We start from the raw sequence: 22,418 nt of genomic DNA on the forward strand, positions 1-22,418 counted from the left end.
GCGCAGCACACTCACGGCAGACGTCAACGCGGACCCGCTCACGACTTTGCCGCAACCAGGGAAGAATCAAAGGAATAGCGCACAGCAACCGCCCAAATCACGAGAACAGCGTCGGCACGCAGATTTATTACACATGACCGACCTGGAACCCCCTTCCATTACGATCAATACGGCGCCAGCATACTACGCGATCATGACGGCGCGCTACGGAAATATGCGACAGCTTTAAGTTCACCCAATTGCCCCAAGGTGGGACTCTCGACCCCGTGGCCGGACAAAAGAGTCACGAGAACCTTTACGCTCGCCTGCGCGCGAGCCAACTGGTTATAGGCGAACCCCGGTTGCGCTCCTACCCAAACGGAGCATTGCTGATGCTGACCATCCGGTGGTAATTTCCAGGTCCCAGGGGAATAGATCCGTTGGGGGACGTGAACAGTGGGCACCGTTGCAGAATTTGACCTGTCAGCCTATCTGATTTCCAAAGCGGCTCTTATCACAGCAGAGCTGGAGCAGGCCGTTCCGGTCGGCTACCCGACAACTGTCTTCGAATCCATGCGCTATTCGCTGCTCTCCGGCGGCAAGCGCCTCCGGCCCGCTTTGTGCCTTGCGAGTTGCGATATCGTCGGCGGCGACCCGAGCGCCGCGATGCCCACTGCGTGCGGTCTTGAGATGCTGCACACCGCCTCGCTGATCCATGATGATCTACCGGCGATGGACAACGACGACTACCGGCGCGGAAAACCCTCCAATCACAAGGTTTTTGGCGATGGCATAGCCGTGCTCACCGGTGATGCGCTCTGGTCTTACGCGCTGGAGTTCATTCTCCTCAACACGCGGCAAGTACCGGCCGAGCGGCTGCTGCGGGTGCTGCACACGTTGATCAATCGTGTCGGAGTCGATGGCTTGGTGGGCGGCCAGGTAGTCGACATCCAGCACGAGGGCATCGAGGAAATCGACTTGCCAACAGTCGACTACATCCATGCGCACAAGACCGGTTCGATGATCGATGCGGCCGTGGTGACCGGCGCGATCATCGGCGGAGCAAGCGAGGACGTGATCGCTCGGATGTCGCGCTATGCCCGCAAGATCGGGATCGCTTTTCAGATCATCGACGATGTCCTCGACGGCACGGCCAGCCAACAGCAGCTGGGAAAGACACCGAACAAAGACGAGCGGGCGCACAAGGCCACCTATCCCCGGCTCGTCGGCATCGCCGAGTCTACCCGCAGGGCACGAGAGCTGGTGGACTCGGCCAAAAAGGAGCTCGATTCGTTCGGCGATCGCGCGACCCTGCTCTTGGCGATAGCCGACCACATCTGTACGCGGAAGAGTTGATCATGACGAGGGAGCAGCAGGAGACCCAGGTCGAGCGGGGTCAGCGCACGGCGCTGCCGCTTAGTCCCAACGGCCTCAATCTCGCCGCCAGTTGGTATGTTGCGCTGGCCTCGCACGAACTGCGCCGCAAGCCAAAACCGCTCACGCTGTTCGGCTTGCCCCTAGTGGCCTGGCGCGACCAGGTGGGCAATCCCGTCATCATGCCGCGGTTCTGCCCGCACATGGGAGCGAGCCTTGCGCTGGGCGAAGTCGTCGACGGGATGCTGCGCTGCCCCTTCCACAAGTGGGGATTTGACGCGTCGGGGTCGTGTGCGTCGATTCCGGGGGTGGATAAGATTCCGCCGACCGCGCGTCTATCACCATATCCGGTCAACGAGCGCTACGGACATATCTGGGTTTGGTACGGCAGCGCCGAACCGATGTTCCCGCTGCCAGATTTTCGCGCGCTGGAGGACGACCGCGACGCCTATGTCGGCTTTCGGTTCAATGATCGCACCGACGGGACAGTGCGCCAGCTGCTGGAGAACGGCATCGACTACTTCCATTTCATGGCTTTGCACGGGATGAACATGGACCCGGTCCGCTTCAAACTGCTGCACGATCCAGTTGACGCGGCGGACAACGGCCGCCCGATCTCCCGCGAGGCATGGTTCGGCGTATGGCTCGAGGGCTCGCTCAAGATCTGGAAGCCGTGGCAGAACCCGACCGGATGGGTGCACAACGTGGTGACCACCTTCAACGAAGGCACGACCTTCCAACTCCTCGTCGACGGCTGGCCGGGTGGGCAGCGATTTACGACCTACATCGACGGCCAAGAAATGTCGAAGGTGCTGATGGGGACGACTCCGACCGCACCATACCGAACAGCCCAGCGCGGGTGGGCCGGAGTGCGAAAGACCAACAAGCATTGGAAGACGTTCCTCCGCCTCTTGCTTTTCTACGCGCAGAACCGCGGCGGCACGAGGCAGGACATCCCGATCTACAACACCTCCGCGACCGGCCGTCCCGCTACCTACATCAAATATGACAGCGCCTTGATCAAGTGGCGGCGCTACTACCAGTCGTGGGTGGACCACGCACAGCCCGCACGGCAGCGCGCAGGTGAGTGCACATGAGGGCCGGAATCGTCGCCGGAGAGCAGGATCCGTCCCTGCGAATGGGCTTGGCCGCAGGATGGTACGTGGCGTTGCGCGCTACGGAATTGGGCCGCAAACCTCGCGCTCTTGAGTTGTTCGGCCGTCATCTGGTGGCCTGGCGCGGCTCCGAGGGACGGGCGGTGGTGATGCCTCGGTATTGCCCGCACCTGAGCGCTGATCTAGCATTGGGCACGGTGGTTGACGGCGCCCTCCGGTGCCCATTCCACCACTGGCGGTTCGCGACCGAAGGCACCTGCGTCGAAATCCCCGGCGTGAAACGCATTCCGCCGGCGGCGAGCCGCAGGCCGTATCCGGTAGTCGAGCGCTACGGGCTGATCTGGGTCTGGTACGGCGGCGCCGTAGCGGATTACTCACTCGCCGATGTGCCCGCGCTAGAGGCCGACCGAGAGAAGTACTGGATCTATCCCTTCCGCAACGCCACGCCGGCGCCGCCTCGGCGGATACTTGAGAACGCATTCGACAATTACCACTTCATGACACTGCACGGCGTGCGATCCAACGAACCCCTCGAATTGCGGATGCTGCGTCGCCCGACGGAGGCGGCCGAAAATGGTCCGCCGATTGCAGTCGATGCGTGGCTTGGCGCCTTGCTTCAGTCACATGACCTCCTCCTGCCCAAAGCACTGACCGCGATGGGCATCAACGGCAAGCAGTTCAGCTTGTTGGTGGACGGTTGGCCTGGTGGGCAACGGCTCACCTTTTACCTCGATGGCGAAGTGGTTGCGAAGGAACTGCTCGGTATCACACCGATCGCCGCTGGCCGCACCATCTTCCAGGGTTGGTCGCTGGTGCGCCGGACCGGCAGCAAGCTCCGCGACGTGGGCGCGTACTTGATGTACCGCGGGCAGCACTGGCTCGGCACCCGCGAGGACCTGAAGATCTACCGCAACGCCGAGGTCACCGGCGAAGGAATCCCGGTCCTATACGACCAGAGCGTGCTGAAGTTCCGCAGGCACTACCAAGAGTGGGTAGCACGGGCTGAGCGTGCCGAGCGAACGGAGTCGTTGAGCTCATGAGCGCTAACACCATCGCCTCGACGAGCTACACGCGGTCGTCGTCCACACTCGCCGCGAGCTGGTACATCGCGCTTCCGTCCGCCAAGCTCAAGCGAAAACCGCTGGCGGTGCGGCTGTTCGGCAGGCAGTTGGTCGCCTGGCGCGACTACGACGGCCGTCCGGTACTGATGGCGCGGCAGTGCCCGCACATGGGAGCGAGCCTGAGCGACGGCGACGTCATCGGCGGGCTGCTGCGTTGCCCGTTCCATCATTGGAAATTCGATGGAACAGGGGCCTGCGCCGAGATCCCCGGCGTGCGGCGGATCCCAGCCACCGCAACTCTGCGCTGCTACCCTGCGATCGAACGCGCGGGCTATGTGTGGGCCTGGTATGGCAGTGCTGAGCCGATGTTTCCGCTGCCGGAGCTACCGGCCTTCAGCAAGCGTTTTCTCGGCTTCCGGCTCGCCGACGTGACCGGTGCGACCGTGCGCCGGATCATGGAGAACACCTTTGACCCCGACCATCTTGTTGCACTGCACGGCTTGGAGGTCGGCGGGCCGCTCGGCTTCCGCATGCTCAGCGACCAGGACGAAGTGCGCCACCACGGGGCACCCATCGACCCAGGCGCTTGGCTGGGCGCCGAACTGACCTGGCCCGGGTACGTGGGATGGCTGGGCACCATCACGCGCTTCCTCGGCACCAACGCCGAGCGATTCTCGCTGCTGGTGGACAGCTGGCCGACCGGGCAGCGCGTCTCCTACTTCGCCGACGGCGTGCTTCAGTACCGACTGCTTCTCTCGGCGACACCGATCGGGCCGAACCGGACTGTCCAGCACATCGCAGTCACGGCCGCCCGCACCGGACGGTTCCTATCCGACCTGCGGCGCTACCTGGCCAACCGGTTAGAGATCACTTTCGCGTCCAATCAGGACCTGCCGATCTTCAACACCATCGAGCCTGGCGACCGCCACGGCATCTACCTCGACCGCGACCGTGCCGTACTGCGTTACCGCAAGCATTACCAGGGTTGGGTGGACAAGGTGGCCGACGATGCGTGATGTCGTGATGTTGCGCGATCTGCGGGCGGATGATGCCGCCGCGGCGGGTCCGAAGGCGGCGAATCTCGGCGAACTGATCTCGTTGGGTGCGCCCGTCCCGGACGGCTTCTGCCTGATGACATCGGTGTACGACACCCTGATCGCGCCGAAGCTGGCCGCGCAAGTGGAGCGGCTTGCCGCCGCCGTGGAGGCTGGGCAATCCCTCGAACCGGTCACACAGGCGCTGCGGGATTCCGTCGAAGCGGTCGAGCTTCCCGACGGGTTGTTGGCTGAGTTGGAAGAGGCGTTCCGCGCCGTGTGCCCAGCGCGGGGCGCGGTCGCGGTCAGGTCGTCGGGCACGTCGGAGGACTCCGCGACCACCAGCTTCGCCGGCCAGTACCGCACCGAGCTCGCCCTGCGCTCGTTCGACGACATGATGGTCGCGGTGAAGCGGTGTTGGGCGTCGCTGTGGGAATCGCACGCCATCCGCTATCGCGAGCGGCAGGGCATCGCGCACACCGCAGCGAGCATGGCGGTAGTCGTGCAGGCCGTGGCGCACGCCGAAGCCGCAGGCGTGATGTTCACCGCGGGACCGGCCGACGGGCACCTGATGATCGAGTCGAGCTGGGGGCTGGGGGAAGCTGTGGTGAGCGGATTGGTCACCCCCGACCGGTTTAGCGTTTCCCGCCCGGAAATCCGGGTAGCGGATGTCACGCTGGGCAGCAAGGAGTGGATGGTCGTTCCGGCGCCAGATGGCGGCACGGCCGTCGCCGAAGTTCCTGTCGACGAGCGGGCAAGAGCATCGCTCACCCGCGCCCAAGCAGCAGAGCTGGCCCGGCTCGGCCTACGAGTGGAGGAGCACTTCGGCAGCTCCCAAGACATTGAATGGGCTATCGCGGACGGAAAGATCGCTCTCCTCCAGGCGCGTCCGCTCACCCACCACAGTCCGGCGACCTCGGTCGCCTGGGAGAGTCCGATCGATGGCGCCTGGTGGGCGCGGATCAGCATCTGTGACTCGTGGCTGCCCGAACCGTTATCGCCGCTATTCGCCACCACCCTCTTCCCGCACCTGGTGAAGAGATGGCTTGAGAACTGGGCCGGCCCGGAGGCAGAGCAGCTGACCAACCCGCTGCTGCCCAAGCCAATGGCCGGCACCATCAACGGGTTCGGCTACCTGCGCCTTGACTACCCGATGAACCGATACCCGCTGCGCACGCTCAAACTAGCGCTGCGGTGCTACCGATACCATCTCGGGTTTCTTGGTAAACGCTGGCGCACCGAGATTCTGCCCCGGCACATCGACCGGCTAACGGCGATGCGTGCACTCGACCTGACTCAGCTGAACACCGGCGAACTGTTGGCGCTGATCGACGAGGCGCAGGACCTCAGCGCACGCTACTGGGCGATCCTAGGCGGCCTCGCCTGGTATTGGAACGGTGGCGAGTGGCTGCTGGACAGGACATATGCGGGCCTCACCGCGCCAGCCGCCCGCACTGGTGTCGCGATCCCACACTACGGTGTGCTGTTGCAGGGTTACGCCACCAAGACCTCGGACGCCGACTCCGCGCTGCACCACCTGGCGCGATCTGAACACGACTTCCCCGCAACACGATTCGCCGATGTGCTCGCCGAGTACGGGCACCAAGTGTTCCACCTCGACTTCGTCGAACCTACGCCAGCGGAAGATCCGTCGATGCTCGTCAAGACCATCGATGGCTACCGCGACGGCCGGTTGCAGGCCCCGCGCGAGCGGCTGCGCGGACTGGCGAAACGCCGGGAACAAGCCGAAGCGGAGCTGTTCTCGGCGTTGTGCGGAGCACCAGTGCGCCGGGCGCTCCTCCGCGCGCTAATGCGCTGGAACCGCCGCTACGCGCAAGTTCGCGACCGGGCGCTGTTCTACTTCACCCTGGGTTGGCCGACGATCCGCCGCTCCTACCTCGAACTGGGCAGACGGCTGGTCGCGGCAGGCGCGCTGGGCTTCGAAGAGGACGTGTTCTACCTGACCTCCGACGAACTGTTGGGCGATCTGCAGTCAGACGCGCCAGCTCGACGCCACGAGGTGGTGCGCCAGCGGCGAGCGCTGCGCGAAAAGCAGAAGCTCCTCAGCCCGGTACCGCAGGTGCCGGAGTCGAAGCGCCTTTTCATGGGCGGACTGGACGTCACCGCGGTGGCGCTGCTCGGGCAGCAGACCAAACGGGCCAATCGCGGCTCAGGCATCAGCGGGTCACCGGTCAGCCCTGGCCGGGTCACCGCGCCGGCCCGGCACATCACCTCGGTGCGTGCCTTCGACAAGCTTGAAGCTGGCGATGTGCTGGTCGCGTCGTATATCACGCCGGCGTGGTCGCCACTGCTCGCCATCGCCGGCGGCGTGGTGACCGACGCCGGTGGCGCGCTCTCGCACGGTTCGATCGTGGCCCGGGAATACGGGATACCCGCCGTGATGGGAACCAACAACGCGACAAAACTGATTCAGGATGGCCAGATCGTCACCGTGGACGGCGACTGCGGGCTGGTGTACTGAGGAAAGGAGCCGACCGTGACCACTGTCAGTCTGGCCGAGTGGACCCCTGGCCTCGACGACGCGATCACTTTGGGTGAGGCTTACGACGCGATGCCGGGTGACGACGCGTCAGCGATCCCGTGGTACGTCCGGCTACTGGAAAACCCGTGGAGCCCACTAGCGCTGCCCGGTGCGATCGACCTGTTCGGCCACGACTGCGTGCACATTCTGCTGGGCCGTGGCGCACTTCCCTCGGACGAGGCGTTCGTGCTGGGCGTGACTATGGGCGCCAGCGGTCGGCTGAAACCGTGGCAGCAGGTGCTGTACGCGCTTGCCACCCAGCATCTGTACCGCGCTCCGTTCCGGTTCACCCGCAGCGACCTGGTGATCTACGACATGGCTGCCGAGTACGGGCGGAATTCCAAGATCAAGTCGCTGCACCACGTGCCGTGGCCCGAATTGCGGGACCGCCCGCTCGGGGACATCCGCGCATCGCTGGGCGTGGACGCCACCGAGCTGATGACCGTTTACCAGACCGAGCGGGCCATGTGGCCGGACAGCCGGGCTGCCCAGCGGTTGCCGAGTCACGCGCCGCGCCCGTACTGATGGAAGCTGGACCCTCAGTAGTCAAAGCCCGGCTAGGCATAGCGTTTCGGCTGTTGTGCGTGGTCGCCACGGTCGCGGCGCTGTGGTGGTTCCTGCACGGTCTCGACCTCCAGGCATTAGCCGACACGTTCCAGCGGGCCGAGCTGTGGCCACTGCTGGTAGGAGTGCTGCTCAATTTCCTCGGCCACCTGGTCCGGGCGCAGGCTTGGCAAGTCATGCTCGGGCCGCGCCATCCCATCCCTTACCCCAGGCTGCTGCGCTACGAGCTGGCCGCTCAGGCGGCCTCCGCGATCAGCCCAGCCCGCGCCGGCGAAGTGCTGCGATTCTGGCTGCTCAAGCAGGACGATGTGCCGGCGGGGGTCACAGGTGCACTCATCGTGCTGAAGAAGGTGCTCGGCGGCGTGGGATTGGTCATTCTTGCAGTCAGCGCGCCGTGGTTCCTCCCGGGTCTACCCGGCTGGATGACCGGTTTCGTCACGGCCTTCACCGCCTTCATGTTCCTACAACTCGTCGTGTTGCTCGTCGTCGCACACCGCGCCGGGAAAGCTCGCCTACCGAAATACCTTCGCAGCGTAGTAGCCGGGATGTACTTCCTGCGCGACCGGAAACGCATGCCTTTCGCGCTCGGCCTGATGCTCATCGGAGAGATGACCGACGCCGCCGCGGTAGCGGTCGTACTGCTGGCGCTGAATCTGCACCTCCCGGTCGCGGCGACCTTGCTGACCCTGTTCTTGATCGATTTTTCGAACATGCTGCCGGTGGCGCCCGGTCACGTGGGAACGTTCGAAGTCGGAGCGCTTTACGCGATGGACCTGATGCACGTGTCCCGAGACAGTGCCCTCGCGTTTGCCCTGCTGTTCCACGCACAGCAGGTGCTGCCCCAAATCGTCACCGGGCTCCCCCTCGAATTGAAGCTGCTGGCCAGCAGGAGGGCTGGCTCGGCGCTTGACGCACCGTCTGCCGAATCCGCGACGAGGGACTAATCACCGATCCTGGTTGTCGTAGCGCAGCTGCCGCAGCCCAAAACCCGCGATTCCGAACATGATTTGACATCGGTTCTCGCTTTGGCCAACGAGTGACCTATGTGGACATCGGCGTTGCACGCCCGCAAAGTCAGCCGATCCTGCACGCGCCCGACAACGAGATCAACAGCTATTCAATCGCACACCCGATCAAGACCCAAGCACGTCGCTGGACCAAACTTAGTAACCTCCAAGGGCACCACAGTAGAGCTCTTTTTCCGACCGCAGCAGCGGACCCCAGCACAGTCCACCATCACCGCAACAACTTTTTCAGGTCGAAGTTAGTTTGGTGTGACGACGCGTCGGACGCTGTCGCGGAGCAGGGTTCGGCGCTGTTCGTGCATTTCCGGGGGCTCTTGATCGGTGGCGGCGTAGACGTTGCTGACCGGTGACCATGCCATGGACATCGCGATCACCACGGCCATCAGGTCGAACGGGTCCCCGGCCCGGACGGTGCCCGCGGCTTGCGCATCGGCGATGGCGCGCAGTTTTACGTCGTCGAGACGATCGGCATCGTCGACGAGGTGACCGGCCGGGCGTCGTTCGAGGCGTGCCCAGGTGGCCAGCCGGATGAGGTCCGGGCGGCGGAGGTATTCGTCGTACAAACGCACGGCCCAGTCCGCGAGATCGGTGGAGTCGATCGGGACGACGGTCATGATCCGTTCCAGGGAGCCGAAGAAAATCGCGTCGAACAACCCTTCCTTGCTACCGAAATAGCCGTAGAGCTGAGCCTTGTTGGTGCGGGCCGCGGCCACGATGCGTTCGACGCGCGCCCCGGCGATCCCGTGCTCGGCGAACTCCCGCGTTGCCACGTCCAGGATGCGCTGCCGCGTCGCGGCGCCACGCGAGGTCACCTACAGCGGCACCGACCGCCACGACGGATCCACCACGCTGGGCGGCTACTCCCGCGAGTACATCGTCCACGACCAGTTCACCTACCCGCTGCCCACCGGACTCGATCCCGCAGCCGCGGCCCCTCTCTTGTGCGCGGGGATCACCGTCTGGGAACCACTCCAGGCACTTGGTGTCGGCCCTGGTAGCCGTGTCGCGGTGGCCGGACTCGGCGGTCTCGGACACCTAGCGGTCAAACTCGCCGTCGCACTCGGCGCCGACACCACGGTCATCAGTCGATCGACCGACAAAACCAATGACGCCCGCCGCCTCGGCGCTCACGACCTGATCGTGTCCACGGACGAACGGCAGATGACCGCATCCCGGAACCGGTTCGACGTCGTCATCGACACCATAGCCGTCCCGCACGACATCGACCCCTACCTGCGGCTCGTCGCCCTGGACGGAACGCTCAGCCACCTCGGGCACCTTGGCCCGGTCACGGTGCAGACCACCGACCTGCTCGTCGGGCGAAAGAAACTCAGCTCCGCGGGCAGCGGCGGCCGACCCGCGACCACCGCCATGCTCGAGTTCTGCGCCAAGCACAACGTCACCGCCGACGTCGAACTCGTCCCCTCCAAGCACATCAACGAAACCCTCGAACGCCTGGAGCGCAACGACGTTCGCTACCGCTTCGTGCTGGACATGTCCGACCTGTCGTAAACCGCACCACGAACGAGCGTGGCTAGGGCGATGAGTGCTTGGGACGAGCGGTGGTCGAGGGGCCTGGCTTTCGGGTTTGGCGGTTTCAATGGAAATCAACGCGCTGATTTCCATTGAGCGTTTTTCGTGCGCCCAGCAGACAGGGGGTTGACCGTGTAGGTGGTTGATGTTCTGTTGTCAGCTCGTCGTCGCTTGCCGGTGTGAGTCCGGTCCGGGTAGTTGCCAGGAGGCCCGGTAGCAGACTGGCGGTGTCGTGGGGAAACCTGCGGTGTCGAAGCCCAGTGTCGAAAGCCCTTGTAGGGGGAGCGACTGAGCGGTCGGTAGCGTGAAGCGAAGCCTGCGGCGTCGTTACTCATGCCGCCCGTGAGGGTGGTGGCAGGGGGTGCCGAGCCCTTCGGAATCGGGGTGAAGGCCATGGAAGCGGTGTAGTTCCTGGATTGCAGCCGTGAGGGACTGCCCGGCGTATGGGGCGCGGAACGTTCAGATAGTGGCGGCGGGAACTGGGGAGGCCCTCCCCGGCCCGGTGACCTGTGGAGTGTGGTGGTGAGCTTGTTGCGGCGTGAGGTGGTGATTTCCGAGGCGCGGCCGGGTGCGGCTGCGGAGATCCACAGTAGGTTGCCGTGGGCGTCGGTGAGGGCGAGAAACAGCAGGCCGTGGGTTTTGTGTTTACCGCTGTAGTTTCGTCGGTTGTCACGGCCGCTGCGGCGCTGGGTGCGCACGAGGGTGCCGTCCAGCAACATCATGTCCGCTCCGGCGCGGGTGGCTTTGGCCAGCACGCGGTCCAGGCGGGGGGCGCGGGCGGCCAGCAGGTCGATGACCTCGGCGACCCACCTGCTGATCGTGGAGGCCGATACGGCGTTGCCCCCGGCCATGTCCAGCAGCCGCTGGTCGTGACGCAGCACGGCCAGCACGATGACCGCCTGCCTGCCCGGAGTGACTTTGCGCCAGCGGGAGCCGATCTTCTTGCAGTGGGCGGTGATCAGCGAGGCGACGGAGTCGATCGTGGTCCTCGACAGCGGAAGCCGGACCTGATACATAATGGGCTCTGCGCCCTCGGCGGGGCTCGATTGTGTTGTCACGAACCATTCAAACCCGCCGAGGGCCACCTTTTTCGTCTTCTCCGGCCGTGATCATGATCACATGCCGTGGACCGCGGGGACGGTGTCAGATGATCAATCTCGATGATCACGACTCTGACCAGCCCACTCACACCTGACCACCCACGTCCATGCCTCCTGATCTGCGAAGATCAGGATGGAAAAAGCTCACTGGGGGCACGCAGTGACCGCAGCGTTCCTATTCGCACCAGCGCCCGAGACAGAAGGGGACGCCGGACCGCCAGGGGGCCGGGTGGTCTGGACTGACCATCTGGGGTTCACGCACGAACGCAAGCCCGGCACCATCGCGACGTCGCGATGCGGGCTCAACATGGGCATATCCAACGAACCGCCGTGCGCCCGCCCCTGCCGCAAATGCCTTGATGAGGCGTTGCAGGAAGAGTCTCCGCCCGACGTGGACAGCGGACGCCATAGGCGCATCGCCTAACCCCAGACACGGCCCGGTGCTGCGTCTGCTCCAACCGGAGCGGCCCCCCGGCCCGGCACCGGTCCGTCGCGGCCGGTTGGCGTCCTTCCCTCACCCTTGGCGTCAACCGGCCGCTTCCAATTCAATCGCGAGACTTGGAGAAATAGCCAAAGTAATGACCGATCGGGTGGACGGCGTGAAGCACGGATCGCACGCGGCGTATAAAAAGTATGGTTGTAGATGCACTAAATGTTCTACGTGTATGTCGGCATATCGCAAAGCTTTGATGCAAAAGAGGCGGCAAACTCCAATACCTAGCGATAAACATGGAACCGCCACCGGGTACCACTATGGTTGTCGTTGTTCTCGCTGCTCAGAGGCCCGACGGGATTACATGAGAGAGCAGAAAGCGAAACTTCGACTCAAGCCTGCGACGGCGTGCGAGAGCACGTCGCAAAGCTTGACCACGACGCAGCGATGCCCCGCACCCACGGTGCGGGCATCGCCACACCAACGACCCTGTACCCACCAGCCGCATCAGCGGTTACTGTCCGTACAGACGGATCGGGGCGTTTATTTTGATCATGGTCATCAGGTGGCAGGGGCCGCGTGAAGGGCCACTGCTTCATAGCCCATTTCGTGCGAAACCGGCGGTCCCGCCGAGGCACTAGCGACGGATCGAGCTTGGGTCTGTTTTATAAGCGGCGTAAGCCGCTTGCGGTGTGGGACTCGGCTTGCACCGCCGCGGGTTCTCAGACGTTGCCTGGCGAGGACAGCCCCAGCGCCGTGTATTGGGCATACATGAGTCGGGGATCGGCGGAGCCCAGGCGGCGACGGTAACTCCCGCAGGGGGGCCGCCACCCGCACCGCTAAGCAAACCACTTTCGAAACACTCACAAATCGCGGCAGCGGGCAGCGGAGTATAGGTGGCTGTCCGGAAATTCGGAGGCCGTCAGCACCTTGCCCACCACGACGACGGCGGTTCGCACGATGCCCGCGGCGCGCACGTGCTCGGCGATGTCGGAAAGCGTTGCGCGCAGGATGATCTCGTCCGCCCGGCTCGCGTTCGCTACCACGGCCACGGGGCAATCCGCACCGTAGTTAGGCACGAGCTCCTTGACGAGCTCCTCGATGCGGTTGACCGCCAGGTGCAGCACCATGGTCGCCCGGCTGCGTCCGAGCGTGGCGAGGTCCTCGTGCTCAGGCATGGGCGTCGCGCGTGCGGAAGTGCGGGTGAGCACCACGGTCTGACCGACGCCCGGCACGGTGAACTCGCGGTTCAGCGAGGCCGCCGCGGCCGCGAATGCCGGGACACCCGGCACCATTTCGTAGGGCACCCCGGCGGCGTCGAGGCGGCGCATCTGCTCGGCGACGGCGCTGAACACCGACGGGTCTCCGGAATGCAGTCGCGCCACATCGAGTCCGGCTTCGTGCGCGGCCAGCATTTCGGCGAGGATCTCGTCCAAGGTCAGCTTTGCCGTGTCCACCAGTTTGGCGCCGTTCGGGCAGTGCTCCAGCAGCTCCTCCGGCACCAGGCTTCCCGCGTACAGGCACACCGGCGACGAGGCGACGACATCGCGGCCCCGCACGGTGATCAGGTCCGCGGCCCCGGGCCCGGCACCCACGAAACGAACCGTCATGGCTTGCGCACCGCCCACTGCGTCACCGGCATCGCGGGCCGCCAGCCGGTGTAGCCGCCGATCGGCGCCGCGCGTTCCACCGAGATCCGGACCAGTTCACCGCCGAGGCGGCTGTACCACTCGGCCACCAGTACCTCCAACTCCAATGTGACCGCGTTGACCACCAGCCGACCACCTCGTCGCAAAGCGGCCCAGCACGCTTCTAGCACACCCGGTGCGGTCCCACCGCCACCGACGAAGATCGCGTCGGGCTCGTCCAGCCCGTCCAGCGCGCGCGGCGCGGCTTCGGTGACGATCCGGAGGCCGGGGACGCCCAGCGCACTCGCGTTCGTCGCGATGCGCCGCGCCCGGTCATCGCGGTGCTCGATCGCGATCGCCCGGCAGGACGGATCACTGCGCATCCACTCGATCGCGATGCTACCGGCCCCGGCACCGACGTCCCACAACAGCTGTCCGGGGGAGGGAGCCAGCCGCGCCAGCGTGATCGCGCGCACGTCGCGCTTGGTGAGCTGCCCGTCGTGCTCGAAGGCGTCGTCCGGCAAACCCGGTGTGCTCGGCAGGTGCATCGCGTCGGGAGCCGCGCGGCACTCAAGCGCGATCACGTTGAGCGGGTTCACGACTTCCTGGTCCCACTCGTCGGCAGTGGAGCTGATCCGCCCTTCCTGCACACCGCCGAGCTCGGTGAGCACTGTCATGCTGCTCGGCCCGTAACCGCGCGCCCGCAGCAGCGCGGCCACGTCGTTGGGAGTGGTGCCGTCGGAACTGAGGACCAGCAGCCGGTTTCCCGGCTGCACCCGGGTGTGCAGCAGTTCTACCGGTCTGCCCACCAGGCTCACGACCGTGGTCTCCTGCAGCGGCCAGCCCATCCGAGCGCACGCCAGCGACAGCGATGACGGATGCGGCGTGATCCGCACGCGATCCGGGCCCAGCAGCTTCACCAACGTCGCGCCGATTCCGTAGTACATCGGGTCGCCACTGGCCAGCACGCAGATCGACCGGTCGGCGTGCTCGGCGAGCAGACCCGGCAACGCCGGAAGCATCGGCGTGGGCCAGGTCACCCGCTGTCCGCTCGCTTCGGGTACGAGGTCGAGCTGCCGCGAGCTGCCGAACAGCACCTCCGCGGAGTCCACGATGTTCCGGGCGTGCGGGGACATGCTCGCCACTCCGTCGGCCCCGATGCCCACGACGTAGACGAGCCGCGGCTTCTCCTGGTGAACGGTCACCGCACCACTTCACCACGTCGCCGCTAGACCGTGCCGAGGGCCTTCGTCACGGAGATCTCGATCACCACGCGGGATGGGTTCGGGCGGGGCTTTTTGTAGCGCTGCTCGTACCGGCGCTCCGCGTCGGCTACCGCCGCGGGGTCGGCCCGCACCACGGCCCGGCCCTGCAGGGTGGACCAGCGCCGCCCGTCGACCTGGCAGACCGCGACGGGCGCGCCCTCCCGCCCGGCCGCGATGATCTGGCGCACCTTGTGCGAGGTGCTTGAGGAAATCACGCGCGCCGTGGCCGCCTCGATGTCGAGGGTCACCCCGACCGGGACCACGTGCGGTGTTCCGTCCCGGCGCACCGTGGTCAGCGTGCTCAGGTGCCGTTCCTGCCAGAACCGCCGGAACCCCTCGCTCACGTCGTCAAGAGCGGACTCCTGGCTCACCGCGTTTCCGCCTCCTCGGGATCGTTCGCACAGGTTGCCCCATCGTCCACGAGCCCCCGCAGGTACGCGCAGCCGGCGCCGGGTTGGTCACACCTGGCCGCGTCGCGCTCGATCGTTGCGAGCGCCGTGACCTCGCCTGGCACCGCGTCCAGACGGCCCGTGCGCGCTGCGACCACCGCGATCTCCGTGGGCGCTTTCCGCGCCCCGATCGCGCTCGGCGTCGCGACCCCGTCGCCCCTGACCACCGTGATCGCGCTCCGCTCGGCCCGGCCTGCGGCCGGCCCTGGGCTCACCGGCCTCGCGTTCGGCGCGGCCCGACCGCTTCGTGCCTCGCGGCGGTTCTCCTTGCTTAGCACCGCGATTACGCGGTGTCTCGCCCCGCTTCGGTTCGACGATCGCGACACCCGTGGGTTCGCGGGCGCCGGTCAGGCGTGCTAGTTCGGCGTCGTCCGGGCCCACCGTCGTGGTCGTGGCCGTGACCCCGGCCTGGTTCGCCATGGTGCGGAACGCCTGCTTCTGGTCCTCGGTGACCAGCGTGACGACGGTGCCCGTCGCCCCGGCGCGGGCCGTGCGGCCCGCTCGGTGCAGGTAGTCCTTGGGGTCGGCCGGCGGCTCGACGTGCACCACGAGGCTCACGTCGTCGACGTGGATGCCGCGCGCGGCCACGTTGGTCGCCACCAGCGTCTCGGTCTGGCCGGTCTTGAACTCGTCGAGTATCCGGGTTCGCGCGTTCTGGGCCTTGCCGCCGTGCAGCGCCCCGGCCCGGATCCCGGCCGCGCGCAGCTTCTTCGCGAGCCGGTCGGCGTGGTGCTTGGTGCGAACGAACATGATCGTGCGTCCCTCGCGGGCCGCGATCCGGGCCAGCACGGCCTGTTTCGCCGCCGCGGACACCAGGAGTTGGTGGTGCTCCATGCTGTCCACGCTGGCCGCCGGGGGCGCGAGCGAATGCACCACCGGGTTGGTCATGTAGCGCTCGACGAGCTTGTCGACGTCGCCGTCCAGCGTCGCGGAGAACAGCAGGCGCTGGCCGTCGGAGGGCACCAGGTCGAGCAATTCGCGCACCTGCGGCAGAAAGCCCATGTCGGCCATCTGGTCGGCCTCGTCGAGCGCGGTGCGCTCCACATCGGACAGAACGCAGGTGCCCTGGCGCACGTGGTCGGCCAGTCGGCCGGGAGTCGCCACGAGCACGTCGACGCCGCGGCGCAGCGTATCGGCCTGCCGGGTGAACGACGTGCCGCCGACGACCTCCCGCACGTAGAGCCCGAGCGCCTTGGCCAGCGGTTTGAGCGCGTCCGTGACCTGCGTGGCCAGCTCGCGAGTGGGCACCAGCACCAGCCCGCGCGGACGCAGCGGGCGGGCACTGCCCTGCTGCATCGCCAGCAGCGGCAGGCCGAAGGCGAGCGTCTTGCCGGAGCCGGTCTGGCCCCGCCCCAGCACGTCCTGACCGGTCAACGCATCCGGAATGGTGGCTGCCTGGATCGGGAACGCCTCAACCATCCCGTTGGCGGCCAAGGCGCGCACCAGCCGTTCGGGCAGCCCGAGTTGGTCGAAGGGCGCCGGATCGACGGCCGTGACGCCGACCTCGTCGAACAGGCTCCGCTTCGGGGCCGGCGGCTGGGATCGCGGGCGGCGCCGACGGGGGCGTCGGGACGAGCGCGCGGGCGTGGCGGACGAACTTGATGGCACGAGGAGACTCCCGGAAGTCGGCACGTCACGGGGAGGCTTCGCGGGGGACCGCGCGCGATCGCAAGGACGAGCCCGGCGCATCGGCGCCGATAGGTGGATTTCGAGTCCGTCGACTCGGGTGGGGCCGGTGGTTCTCCCGGCCGGTTCGGCGCCGAGTCTAGCCGATCGAGCGCGGTCGCCGAGGGCTGGCATGTGCCTTCGCCGGCCCCGGCGCTGAGATCGCGATCACATCAGATTTGCGGCGGTGGCAAGGAGAACCGCGAGCTCGTCCGGGTCGGTCCGGTGCTCGTCGGCGCCCCGGGCACGAAACCAGCCGGTGATGTTGGCTGCGTCACGTCGCAGGTAAGCCAAGCCCCGCGGATTCGCCACGAGGTCAACCGCTTGCGGCAGGTCGATCAACAGCAGCCGGCCGTCGTGCACCAACACGTTGTAAGCGGACAGGTCGCCGTGGGTGAAACCCTGGCCCGCCAGTGCCACGAGCGCATTGACGAGTTGCAACCAGAGGTCGTCGAGCTCGTCGGGCGTTGGCCGCAACGCCGCCAGGCGCGGGGCCGCCGTTCCGTCGGCGGCGCCCAAGAATTCCAGCAGCACCTCGGTGCCGATGCGTTGCACGGGATAGGGCACCGGCGCACCGGCCGCCCACAGCGAGGAGAGGACGGCGAACTCCGCCACCGCCCACTGCTCGGCGATCACGCCGCGGCCGAACGAGCTGCGCTGCCGCATCGCCCGCATCTCCCGGGACTTGCGCATCCGCCGCCCCTCCAGGTATCCGGCGTCGCGGTGGAACATCCGGTGGTCCAGGTCCCGGTACCGCTTCGCCGCGAGCAGGCAGGAGTCGCCGCCGGGCACCGACCGGCGCAGCACGTGCACGTCGGCTTCCTTGCCGGTCTTCAGGACTCCCAGCTCGTGGTCGACCGCGGCCAGCTCGGTCACCAGCCAGGGCGGGTGCGGCCTGGGGCCGCGCTCCCCGGAGTCCCATGTGGACCAGCGGTCGGCGTCGTTGGGCAGCGGTCGTGGTTCCGGCTCGTCGCGCAGCGCGGCGAGCCGTTCGCGTTCTTCTTCGGTGAGCCGGCCGCGCCGCAGCGGCTCGTCGTCGAACCGGCGCCGTTTCGGCCGCGTTTGTTTGCGGTTCTTGGCCGGCTTCGTGGTGCGGATGAAATCCGGGTCGTACTCGTCGTATGCAGACAAGATCGAGTGCTCCTCAAGCGGGTCCTCCGCCCGAGCACCGGTGTTTCAGCGCACGCGTGACGGAGGGATGTGGGTTCGGGTGCTCTCGCGCGGACTGAACACGCGCACATCCGTGGCAACGGTCATCACGGCGAACCTCCCTCCTTGTGCTTTCCGAGAGTGTCGGCGATCAACGTCGGCGGCCGCAACCGATTTTTCGGCCGGGAATCAGGCCTTGACGACGACGCAGAGCTCGCGGGCGCCCTCGCGCTCGACCTGTAGGCCAGCGTCGCTGGCGACGTCGAGGACGTCCTCGATCGTGGTGGGTTCGTCGCGGGACACGGCCAGCGCCCGGGCCAGCTTCCCCTTGTGCGACTTGTTGTGGTGGCTGACGACTTTGCGCTTGCCGGTCGTATCTTCGGACAGCACGCGAACCTCGACGGCCTCGGGTACCTTGGCCAGCGCCGCGTACGCGCCCGACCGCAGGTCGACCACCAGGTCGTCGGCATCGGCGAGCATCGGCTCCAGCACCGGGCGCCACACGCTGCGCAGTGTCCCGAGACCGGGCAGCGAATTGCCCCCGGAAAGGCGATAGGCCGGAATCGCATCGTTGCCGCGGACCAGCCCGAACAGTGCGGAAGCGACGGCCAGCCGGGCATCGGCCTGCGTTCGCTCGGTCGCCGGCAGAGACCGGACATCGAGTGCGTCGTAGAGCACCCCGGTGTAGCGCTCTAGCGCCGGTGCGGTGGGAGAGTCCCAGAGCTCGGCGTTGCGCTCGACCTCTGCCACCTGGCGCTCCGACAGCCCCAGCGCTAGCAGGCTGGCGGGCACATCATCGGCCAAAGTGGACAGTTCGTCGATCAGCTTCCGCCTGGTGGGCGTCAATTCCGGGTGGGACAGGGCGTCCAGATCCAACGGCGCGCCGGCGCCGCCGACCGCCTTGGTCTCCGAAGGGGGAAGCAGGACCAACACCCCGCCAGGGTAAGCGGCCCGCGCGGACTCGCCTGCGGCGGCATGCCGCTCGCCGGCGGAATCAGGCGGAGGAAGACGTTGCCGGTCGATGGGTGCGGGACGCTGTTTGGATCTCACACGGATTAGAGGCAGAAGCCCCTCGTTCAGATACGGCAGGCGGTTAATCTGTGGGTAAGCCCCTCGATCTGTGGATAAATTTCATGGATTTCAATTGAAGTCGGCATGCCCGGCGGCCGCTGGGCGGTGCGGGTAATCCGCTGGTGTTGACCCCGGGGTGGGTCGCTACCCTGCCGGTTAACGAATCAGGCCGGATGAGGAGCTAGTAGCCGTGATCACGAGGATGTCGACGTTGTTCCTGCGTACCCTGCGCGAGGATCCGGCCGACGCCGAGGTGCCGAGCCACAAGCTGCTCGTCCGCGCCGGCTACGTCCGCCGGATCGCGCCGGGCATCTACTCGTGGCTGCCGCTGGGGCTGCGGGTGCTGCGCAAGATCGAGGAGATCGTGCGCGAGGAGATGAACGCGATCGGCGCGCAGGAGATCCACTTCCCCGCGCTGTTGCCCAAGGAGCCCTACGAGGCGACCAACCGCTGGACCGAGTACGGCCCGAACCTGTTCCGGTTGAAGGACCGCAAGGGCGGCGACTACCTGCTTGGCCCGACGCACGAGGAACTGTTCGCACTGACCGTCAAGGGCGAGTACAGCTCCTACAAGGACTACCCGGTCATGCTGTACCAGATCCAGACCAAGTACCGGGACGAGGAGCGGCCCCGCGCCGGCATCCTGCGCGGGCGCGAGTTCGTCATGAAGGACTCCTACTCCTTCGACCTGGACGACGAGGGGCTGGCCGCGTCCTACCGACTGCACCGCGACGCCTACATCCGCATCTTCGATCGGGTCGGCCTGCGCTACGTGATCGTCGCGGCCACCTCCGGCGCGATGGGCGGCTCGGCGTCCGAGGAGTTCCTTGCCGAGAGCGAGACCGGTGAGGACACCTTCGTCCGCAGCACCGAGTCGGGCTTCGCCGCCAACGTCGAGGCCGTGATCACCCCCGCGCCGCCCGCCGAGCCGGTCGAGGGCAAGCCTGCCGCCGAGGTCCACCACACGCCGAACACGCCGACCATCGAGACCCTGGTCGACTTCCTCAACGCCAACACCGACCGCAAGTTCACCGCGGCCGACACGCTAAAGAACGTGCTGGTCAAGACCCGGCAGCCCGGTGCGCAGGACTGGGAGCTGCTGGCGATCGGCGTGCCGGGGGACCGCGAGGTCGACATGAAGCGGCTGGAGGCATCGCTGGAGCCCGCCGAGGTCGCGCTGCTGGACGAGGCGGACTTCGCCGCCAACCCGTTCCTGGTCAAGGGCTACATCGGTCCGAAGGCGTTGCAGGACAACGGGGTTCGTTTCCTCGTCGACCCGCGCGTGGTGACCGGGACGGCGTGGGTCACCGGCGCCGACAAGACCGACCACCACGTGGTGGACCTGCTGTGCGGCCGGGACTTCACCCCGGATGGCACCGTCGAGGCCGCCGAGGTCCGCGCGGGCGACCCGTCGCCGGACGGTCGCGGGACCCTGGTCGCCGCGCGCGGCATCGAGATCGGGCACATCTTCCAGCTCGGCCGCAAGTACGCGGACGCGTTCTCGCTGGACGCGCTCGGCCAGGACGGCAAGCCGAAGCGGATCACCATGGGCTCCTACGGCGTTGGTGTGTCGCGGCTGGTCGCCGCGGTCGCCGAGCAGAGCCACGACGACCTCGGCCTGATGTGGCCGCGCGAGATCGCGCCCGCCGACGTGCACGTGGTGATCGCGGGCAAGGACGAGAGCATCCGGGAGCGCGGCGAAGCCATCGCGGCCGAGCTCGACGCGGCGGGCGTGCAGGTGATCCTGGACGACCGGACGGTGTCTCCCGGCGTGAAGTTCGCCGACGCCGAACTGCTCGGGGTGCCGACGATCCTGGTGGTGGGCAAGGGCCTGACCAAGGGCGTCGTCGAGGTCCGTGACCGGCTTTCCGGCGACCGCGAGGAGATCGAGGTCGACAACGCCGTGGCGCACGTCATCGCCGCCGTGCGCGGCTGAGGACGCGGATCCACCGCAGCAGCAAGGTTTCACCGGCCCCAGGAGCGCTTCCCGGCGTCCTGGGGCCCGAAGGCTTGGGGCGCTCCTGAGCTCAGGACAGCGCGGTGAGCACGGCGTCGGTGTCGGCGAGGTTCGGCAGGACCGCGTGAGCACCGGCGGCGCGGAGGTCGTCTTCGCTGTTGCTGCCGGTGGCGACGCCGACCGCGACGGCGCCGAAGCGCAGCGCGCCCGCGATGTCGTGCGGTGTGTCACCGATGACCACGACGGAGTCGGGGGAGATCGTGGTGCCGTGGCGGTCGGTGGTCTTGGCGACCGAGTCCGCGATCAGGTCGTGGCGGTGCACCGAGGCGGCGCCGAAGCCACCGATCTCGAAGTCGATGTGGTGGTGCAGGTCGAAGGACTCGAGCTTGTGGAAGGCGACCTCCGCGAGGTTCCCGGTCACCAGCGTCTGGGTGAAGCCCGGGGCCGCCGTCAGCGCCGTCAGCGCCCGCGCCGCTCCCGGCAGCGCGCTGCCGCGCTGCGACAGCTCATCGCGAGTCTCGGCGACAGCGCTGGTCAGCGCGGCGAACATGGCCGCGATGGTGGGCTCGTCGGGCGTGCTGTCGTGGATCTCCAGCACTTCGGTGGTGATCGCCAGCTCCGTCCGCCCGGCCGTGTCCGGCATGCGCCGCAGCGTCTTGCCGGTCACGTCGGCGAGCGCCTTGCGGTACCAACGGGCGCCGAACCCCCGGGCGTCGACGAGGGTCAGGTCGATGTCCCACAGCACGAGTCGCGTCACCGCATCATCCTGCCAGCCTGCGGGGTGTCCGCGCCGAACCCGGTGCGGGTCATGGACACCTGCGGGCTCGGAGGACGGCATCGCGCCTGGTGATCTCTTGGCCGTTGTGGTCGGTGTCCCGTCGAGTTCTGGTCTCGGCGACGGCGATGTCCCACCGGTCGGGATCGAGGCCGGCCGCGACCTCCTCGGCGGTGAAGTAGACCTCTTGTGCCGCGGCGTGCGATCCGGTGGCCTGCTGATTTGGCGGGTGGTGGCCGATGATCAGCAGCGTGCCGCCCGGCGCGACCGCTGCGGCCAGCCGACGAAATAGCGCGTCGCGCGATGCCGGGAGGTGCACGTAGTGCGTGGAGACCAGGTCGAAGTGTTCTTCGGCCGGTGTCCAGCTGCTCAGATCGGCCAATACCCAGTCGATCCGGTTCGTGATCTCGGTGCCGAGGACTTCGGCGTGCTCGCGCGCGTGGCGCAGCGCGCTGGTGGCGATGTCCACCGCCGTGACCTGCCAGCCGCGCGAGGCGAGCCAGACGGCGTCGACTCCGTGGCCGCAGCCCGCGTCCAGCGCCGTGCCGGGCGCAAGGTCCCCGGCCTCGGCCACCAGATGTGGATTGGGGCCCCTGCCCCGGAGTGCGGCGGCATGGTCGCGGTAAGCCTCTTCCCAACGCTTTTCCCAGAATTCCTTGCCGAATTCTTCGGGCACAACGGTTCCTTTTCGTGGGGGTA

20 protein-coding genes are annotated in these 22,418 nt (G+C 67.0%); 10 read left to right on the forward strand and 10 right to left on the reverse strand.

All coding sequences use genetic code 11. From position 1 onward, the window contains the following. The first annotated feature begins 435 nt into the window (after window positions 1-435). Genes BJ970_RS15535 through BJ970_RS15565 form a run of 7 tightly spaced genes read left to right on the forward strand, consistent with a single transcriptional unit; the run spans window position 436 to window position 8,613 of the window. Window positions 436-1,335 (forward strand): polyprenyl synthetase family protein, encoded by a 900-nt coding sequence (locus BJ970_RS15535; protein ID WP_184726925.1) that lies wholly within the window; start codon window positions 436-438, stop codon window positions 1,333-1,335. A gap of 2 nt (window positions 1,336-1,337) precedes the next feature. Next, window positions 1,338-2,450, forward strand: a complete 1,113-nt coding sequence (locus tag BJ970_RS15540; protein ID WP_184726926.1) for a Rieske 2Fe-2S domain-containing protein — start codon at window positions 1,338-1,340, stop codon at window positions 2,448-2,450. Beyond that, the gene (locus BJ970_RS15545) at window positions 2,447-3,508 is read left to right on the forward strand and encodes a Rieske 2Fe-2S domain-containing protein (RefSeq protein WP_184726927.1); all 1,062 of its coding nucleotides are present in this window, start codon (window positions 2,447-2,449) and stop codon (window positions 3,506-3,508) included. Before BJ970_RS15540 ends, BJ970_RS15545 begins: the two co-directional genes overlap by 4 nt. Continuing rightward, complete coding sequence (locus BJ970_RS15550; RefSeq protein WP_184726928.1) at window positions 3,505-4,545, forward strand: Rieske 2Fe-2S domain-containing protein; 1,041 nt, start codon at window positions 3,505-3,507, stop codon at window positions 4,543-4,545. Before BJ970_RS15545 ends, BJ970_RS15550 begins: the two co-directional genes overlap by 4 nt. Then, window positions 4,538-7,045, forward strand: coding sequence for a PEP/pyruvate-binding domain-containing protein (locus tag BJ970_RS15555; RefSeq protein ID WP_184726929.1), 2,508 nt, complete (start codon window positions 4,538-4,540; stop codon window positions 7,043-7,045). Before BJ970_RS15550 ends, BJ970_RS15555 begins: the two co-directional genes overlap by 8 nt. A gap of 15 nt (window positions 7,046-7,060) precedes the next feature. Beyond that, window positions 7,061-7,630: a hypothetical protein gene (locus BJ970_RS15560; protein WP_184726930.1), complete on the forward strand. Its 570-nt coding sequence runs from the start codon at window positions 7,061-7,063 to the stop codon at window positions 7,628-7,630. A 59-nt stretch (window positions 7,631-7,689) separates the two neighbouring features. Next, window positions 7,690-8,613: a lysylphosphatidylglycerol synthase transmembrane domain-containing protein gene (locus tag BJ970_RS15565; RefSeq protein WP_221467180.1), complete on the forward strand. Its 924-nt coding sequence runs from the start codon at window positions 7,690-7,692 to the stop codon at window positions 8,611-8,613. A 320-nt stretch (window positions 8,614-8,933) separates the two neighbouring features. Here the strand turns inward: BJ970_RS15565 and BJ970_RS15570 are convergent, their stop codons facing one another. Further along, a complete protein-coding gene (locus BJ970_RS15570) occupies window positions 8,934-9,464 on the reverse strand; it encodes a TetR/AcrR family transcriptional regulator (RefSeq protein ID WP_312864265.1) in 531 nt (176 codons plus the stop codon). Between the two features lie 7 nt (window positions 9,465-9,471). On the opposite strand from BJ970_RS15570, the gene BJ970_RS15575 reads away from it, so the two are divergent. Further along, window positions 9,472-10,206 (forward strand): zinc-binding dehydrogenase, encoded by a 735-nt coding sequence (locus tag BJ970_RS15575; RefSeq protein ID WP_246470859.1) that lies wholly within the window; start codon window positions 9,472-9,474, stop codon window positions 10,204-10,206. Window positions 10,207-10,301: 95 nt separating this feature from the next. On the opposite strand, the gene BJ970_RS39480 is transcribed toward BJ970_RS15575, so the two are convergent. Next, window positions 10,302-11,312, reverse strand: a complete 1,011-nt coding sequence (locus BJ970_RS39480; RefSeq protein WP_184726933.1) for a transposase family protein — start codon at window positions 11,310-11,312, stop codon at window positions 10,302-10,304. A 244-nt stretch (window positions 11,313-11,556) separates the two neighbouring features. On the opposite strand from BJ970_RS39480, the gene BJ970_RS15585 reads away from it, so the two are divergent. Continuing rightward, complete coding sequence (locus tag BJ970_RS15585) at window positions 11,557-11,751, forward strand: hypothetical protein (RefSeq protein ID WP_184726934.1); 195 nt, start codon at window positions 11,557-11,559, stop codon at window positions 11,749-11,751. A gap of 872 nt (window positions 11,752-12,623) precedes the next feature. Here the strand turns inward: BJ970_RS15585 and cobM are convergent. The 6 genes from cobM to yaaA all read right to left on the reverse strand — a co-directional run bounded on the left by cobM (window position 12,624) and on the right by yaaA (window position 18,849). Further along, window positions 12,624-13,370 carry a precorrin-4 C(11)-methyltransferase gene (cobM, locus tag BJ970_RS15590; protein ID WP_184726935.1) on the reverse strand — a complete coding sequence of 249 codons (747 nt, stop codon included), beginning with the start codon at window positions 13,368-13,370 and terminating at the stop codon, window positions 12,624-12,626. Then, entirely contained in the window at window positions 13,367-14,593 is a 1,227-nt protein-coding gene (cbiE, locus tag BJ970_RS15595) for a precorrin-6y C5,15-methyltransferase (decarboxylating) subunit CbiE (RefSeq protein ID WP_312864266.1), read from the reverse strand. Before cbiE ends, cobM begins: the two co-directional genes overlap by 4 nt. 23 nt (window positions 14,594-14,616) lie before the next feature. Next, the gene (locus BJ970_RS15600; protein WP_184726936.1) at window positions 14,617-15,024 is read right to left on the reverse strand and encodes a pyridoxamine 5'-phosphate oxidase family protein; all 408 of its coding nucleotides are present in this window, start codon (window positions 15,022-15,024) and stop codon (window positions 14,617-14,619) included. An 87-nt stretch (window positions 15,025-15,111) separates the two neighbouring features. Next, the gene (locus tag BJ970_RS15605; RefSeq protein ID WP_312864267.1) at window positions 15,112-16,710 is read right to left on the reverse strand and encodes a DEAD/DEAH box helicase; all 1,599 of its coding nucleotides are present in this window, start codon (window positions 16,708-16,710) and stop codon (window positions 15,112-15,114) included. A 225-nt stretch (window positions 16,711-16,935) separates the two neighbouring features. Next, on the reverse strand, window positions 16,936-17,898 hold the full coding sequence (locus tag BJ970_RS15610; protein WP_184726937.1) for a serine protein kinase RIO: 963 nt from the start codon (window positions 17,896-17,898) through the stop codon (window positions 16,936-16,938). Between the two features lie 207 nt (window positions 17,899-18,105). Next, window positions 18,106-18,849 carry a peroxide stress protein YaaA gene (yaaA, locus tag BJ970_RS15615; protein ID WP_184726938.1) on the reverse strand — a complete coding sequence of 248 codons (744 nt, stop codon included), beginning with the start codon at window positions 18,847-18,849 and terminating at the stop codon, window positions 18,106-18,108. Window positions 18,850-19,177: 328 nt separating this feature from the next. Between yaaA and BJ970_RS15620 the strand changes: the two genes are divergently transcribed. Beyond that, window positions 19,178-20,923 (forward strand): proline--tRNA ligase, encoded by a 1,746-nt coding sequence (locus BJ970_RS15620; RefSeq protein ID WP_184726939.1) that lies wholly within the window; start codon window positions 19,178-19,180, stop codon window positions 20,921-20,923. Window positions 20,924-21,014: 91 nt separating this feature from the next. Here the strand turns inward: BJ970_RS15620 and BJ970_RS15625 are convergent, their stop codons facing one another. Further along, window positions 21,015-21,701, reverse strand: a complete 687-nt coding sequence (locus BJ970_RS15625) for an HAD family hydrolase (RefSeq protein ID WP_184726940.1) — start codon at window positions 21,699-21,701, stop codon at window positions 21,015-21,017. Window positions 21,702-21,750: 49 nt separating this feature from the next. Beyond that, a complete protein-coding gene (locus tag BJ970_RS15630) occupies window positions 21,751-22,395 on the reverse strand; it encodes a class I SAM-dependent methyltransferase (RefSeq protein ID WP_184726941.1) in 645 nt (214 codons plus the stop codon). Window positions 22,396-22,418: the final 23 nt, after the last annotated feature.

Origin of the sequence: Saccharopolyspora phatthalungensis, assembly GCF_014203395.1 — a bacterium.
In the GTDB taxonomy this organism is placed as follows: Bacteria; Actinomycetota; Actinomycetes; order Mycobacteriales; family Pseudonocardiaceae; genus Saccharopolyspora; species Saccharopolyspora phatthalungensis.

Bases quoted from the DNA above. Each gene is read 5' to 3' on its own strand.
- cobM (WP_184726935.1), bottom strand. From the start codon at position 13,370: ATGACGGTTCGTTTCGTGGGTGCCGGGCCCGGGGCCGCGGACCTGATC.
- BJ970_RS15575 (WP_246470859.1), top strand. From the start codon at position 9,472: ATGCGCTGCCGCGTCGCGGCGCCACGCGAGGTCACCTACAGCGGCACC.
- BJ970_RS15540 (WP_184726926.1), top strand. From the start codon at position 1,338: ATGACGAGGGAGCAGCAGGAGACCCAGGTCGAGCGGGGTCAGCGCACG.
- BJ970_RS15545 (WP_184726927.1), top strand. From the start codon at position 2,447: ATGAGGGCCGGAATCGTCGCCGGAGAGCAGGATCCGTCCCTGCGAATG.
- BJ970_RS15550 (WP_184726928.1), top strand. From the start codon at position 3,505: ATGAGCGCTAACACCATCGCCTCGACGAGCTACACGCGGTCGTCGTCC.
- BJ970_RS15555 (WP_184726929.1), top strand. From the start codon at position 4,538: ATGCGTGATGTCGTGATGTTGCGCGATCTGCGGGCGGATGATGCCGCC.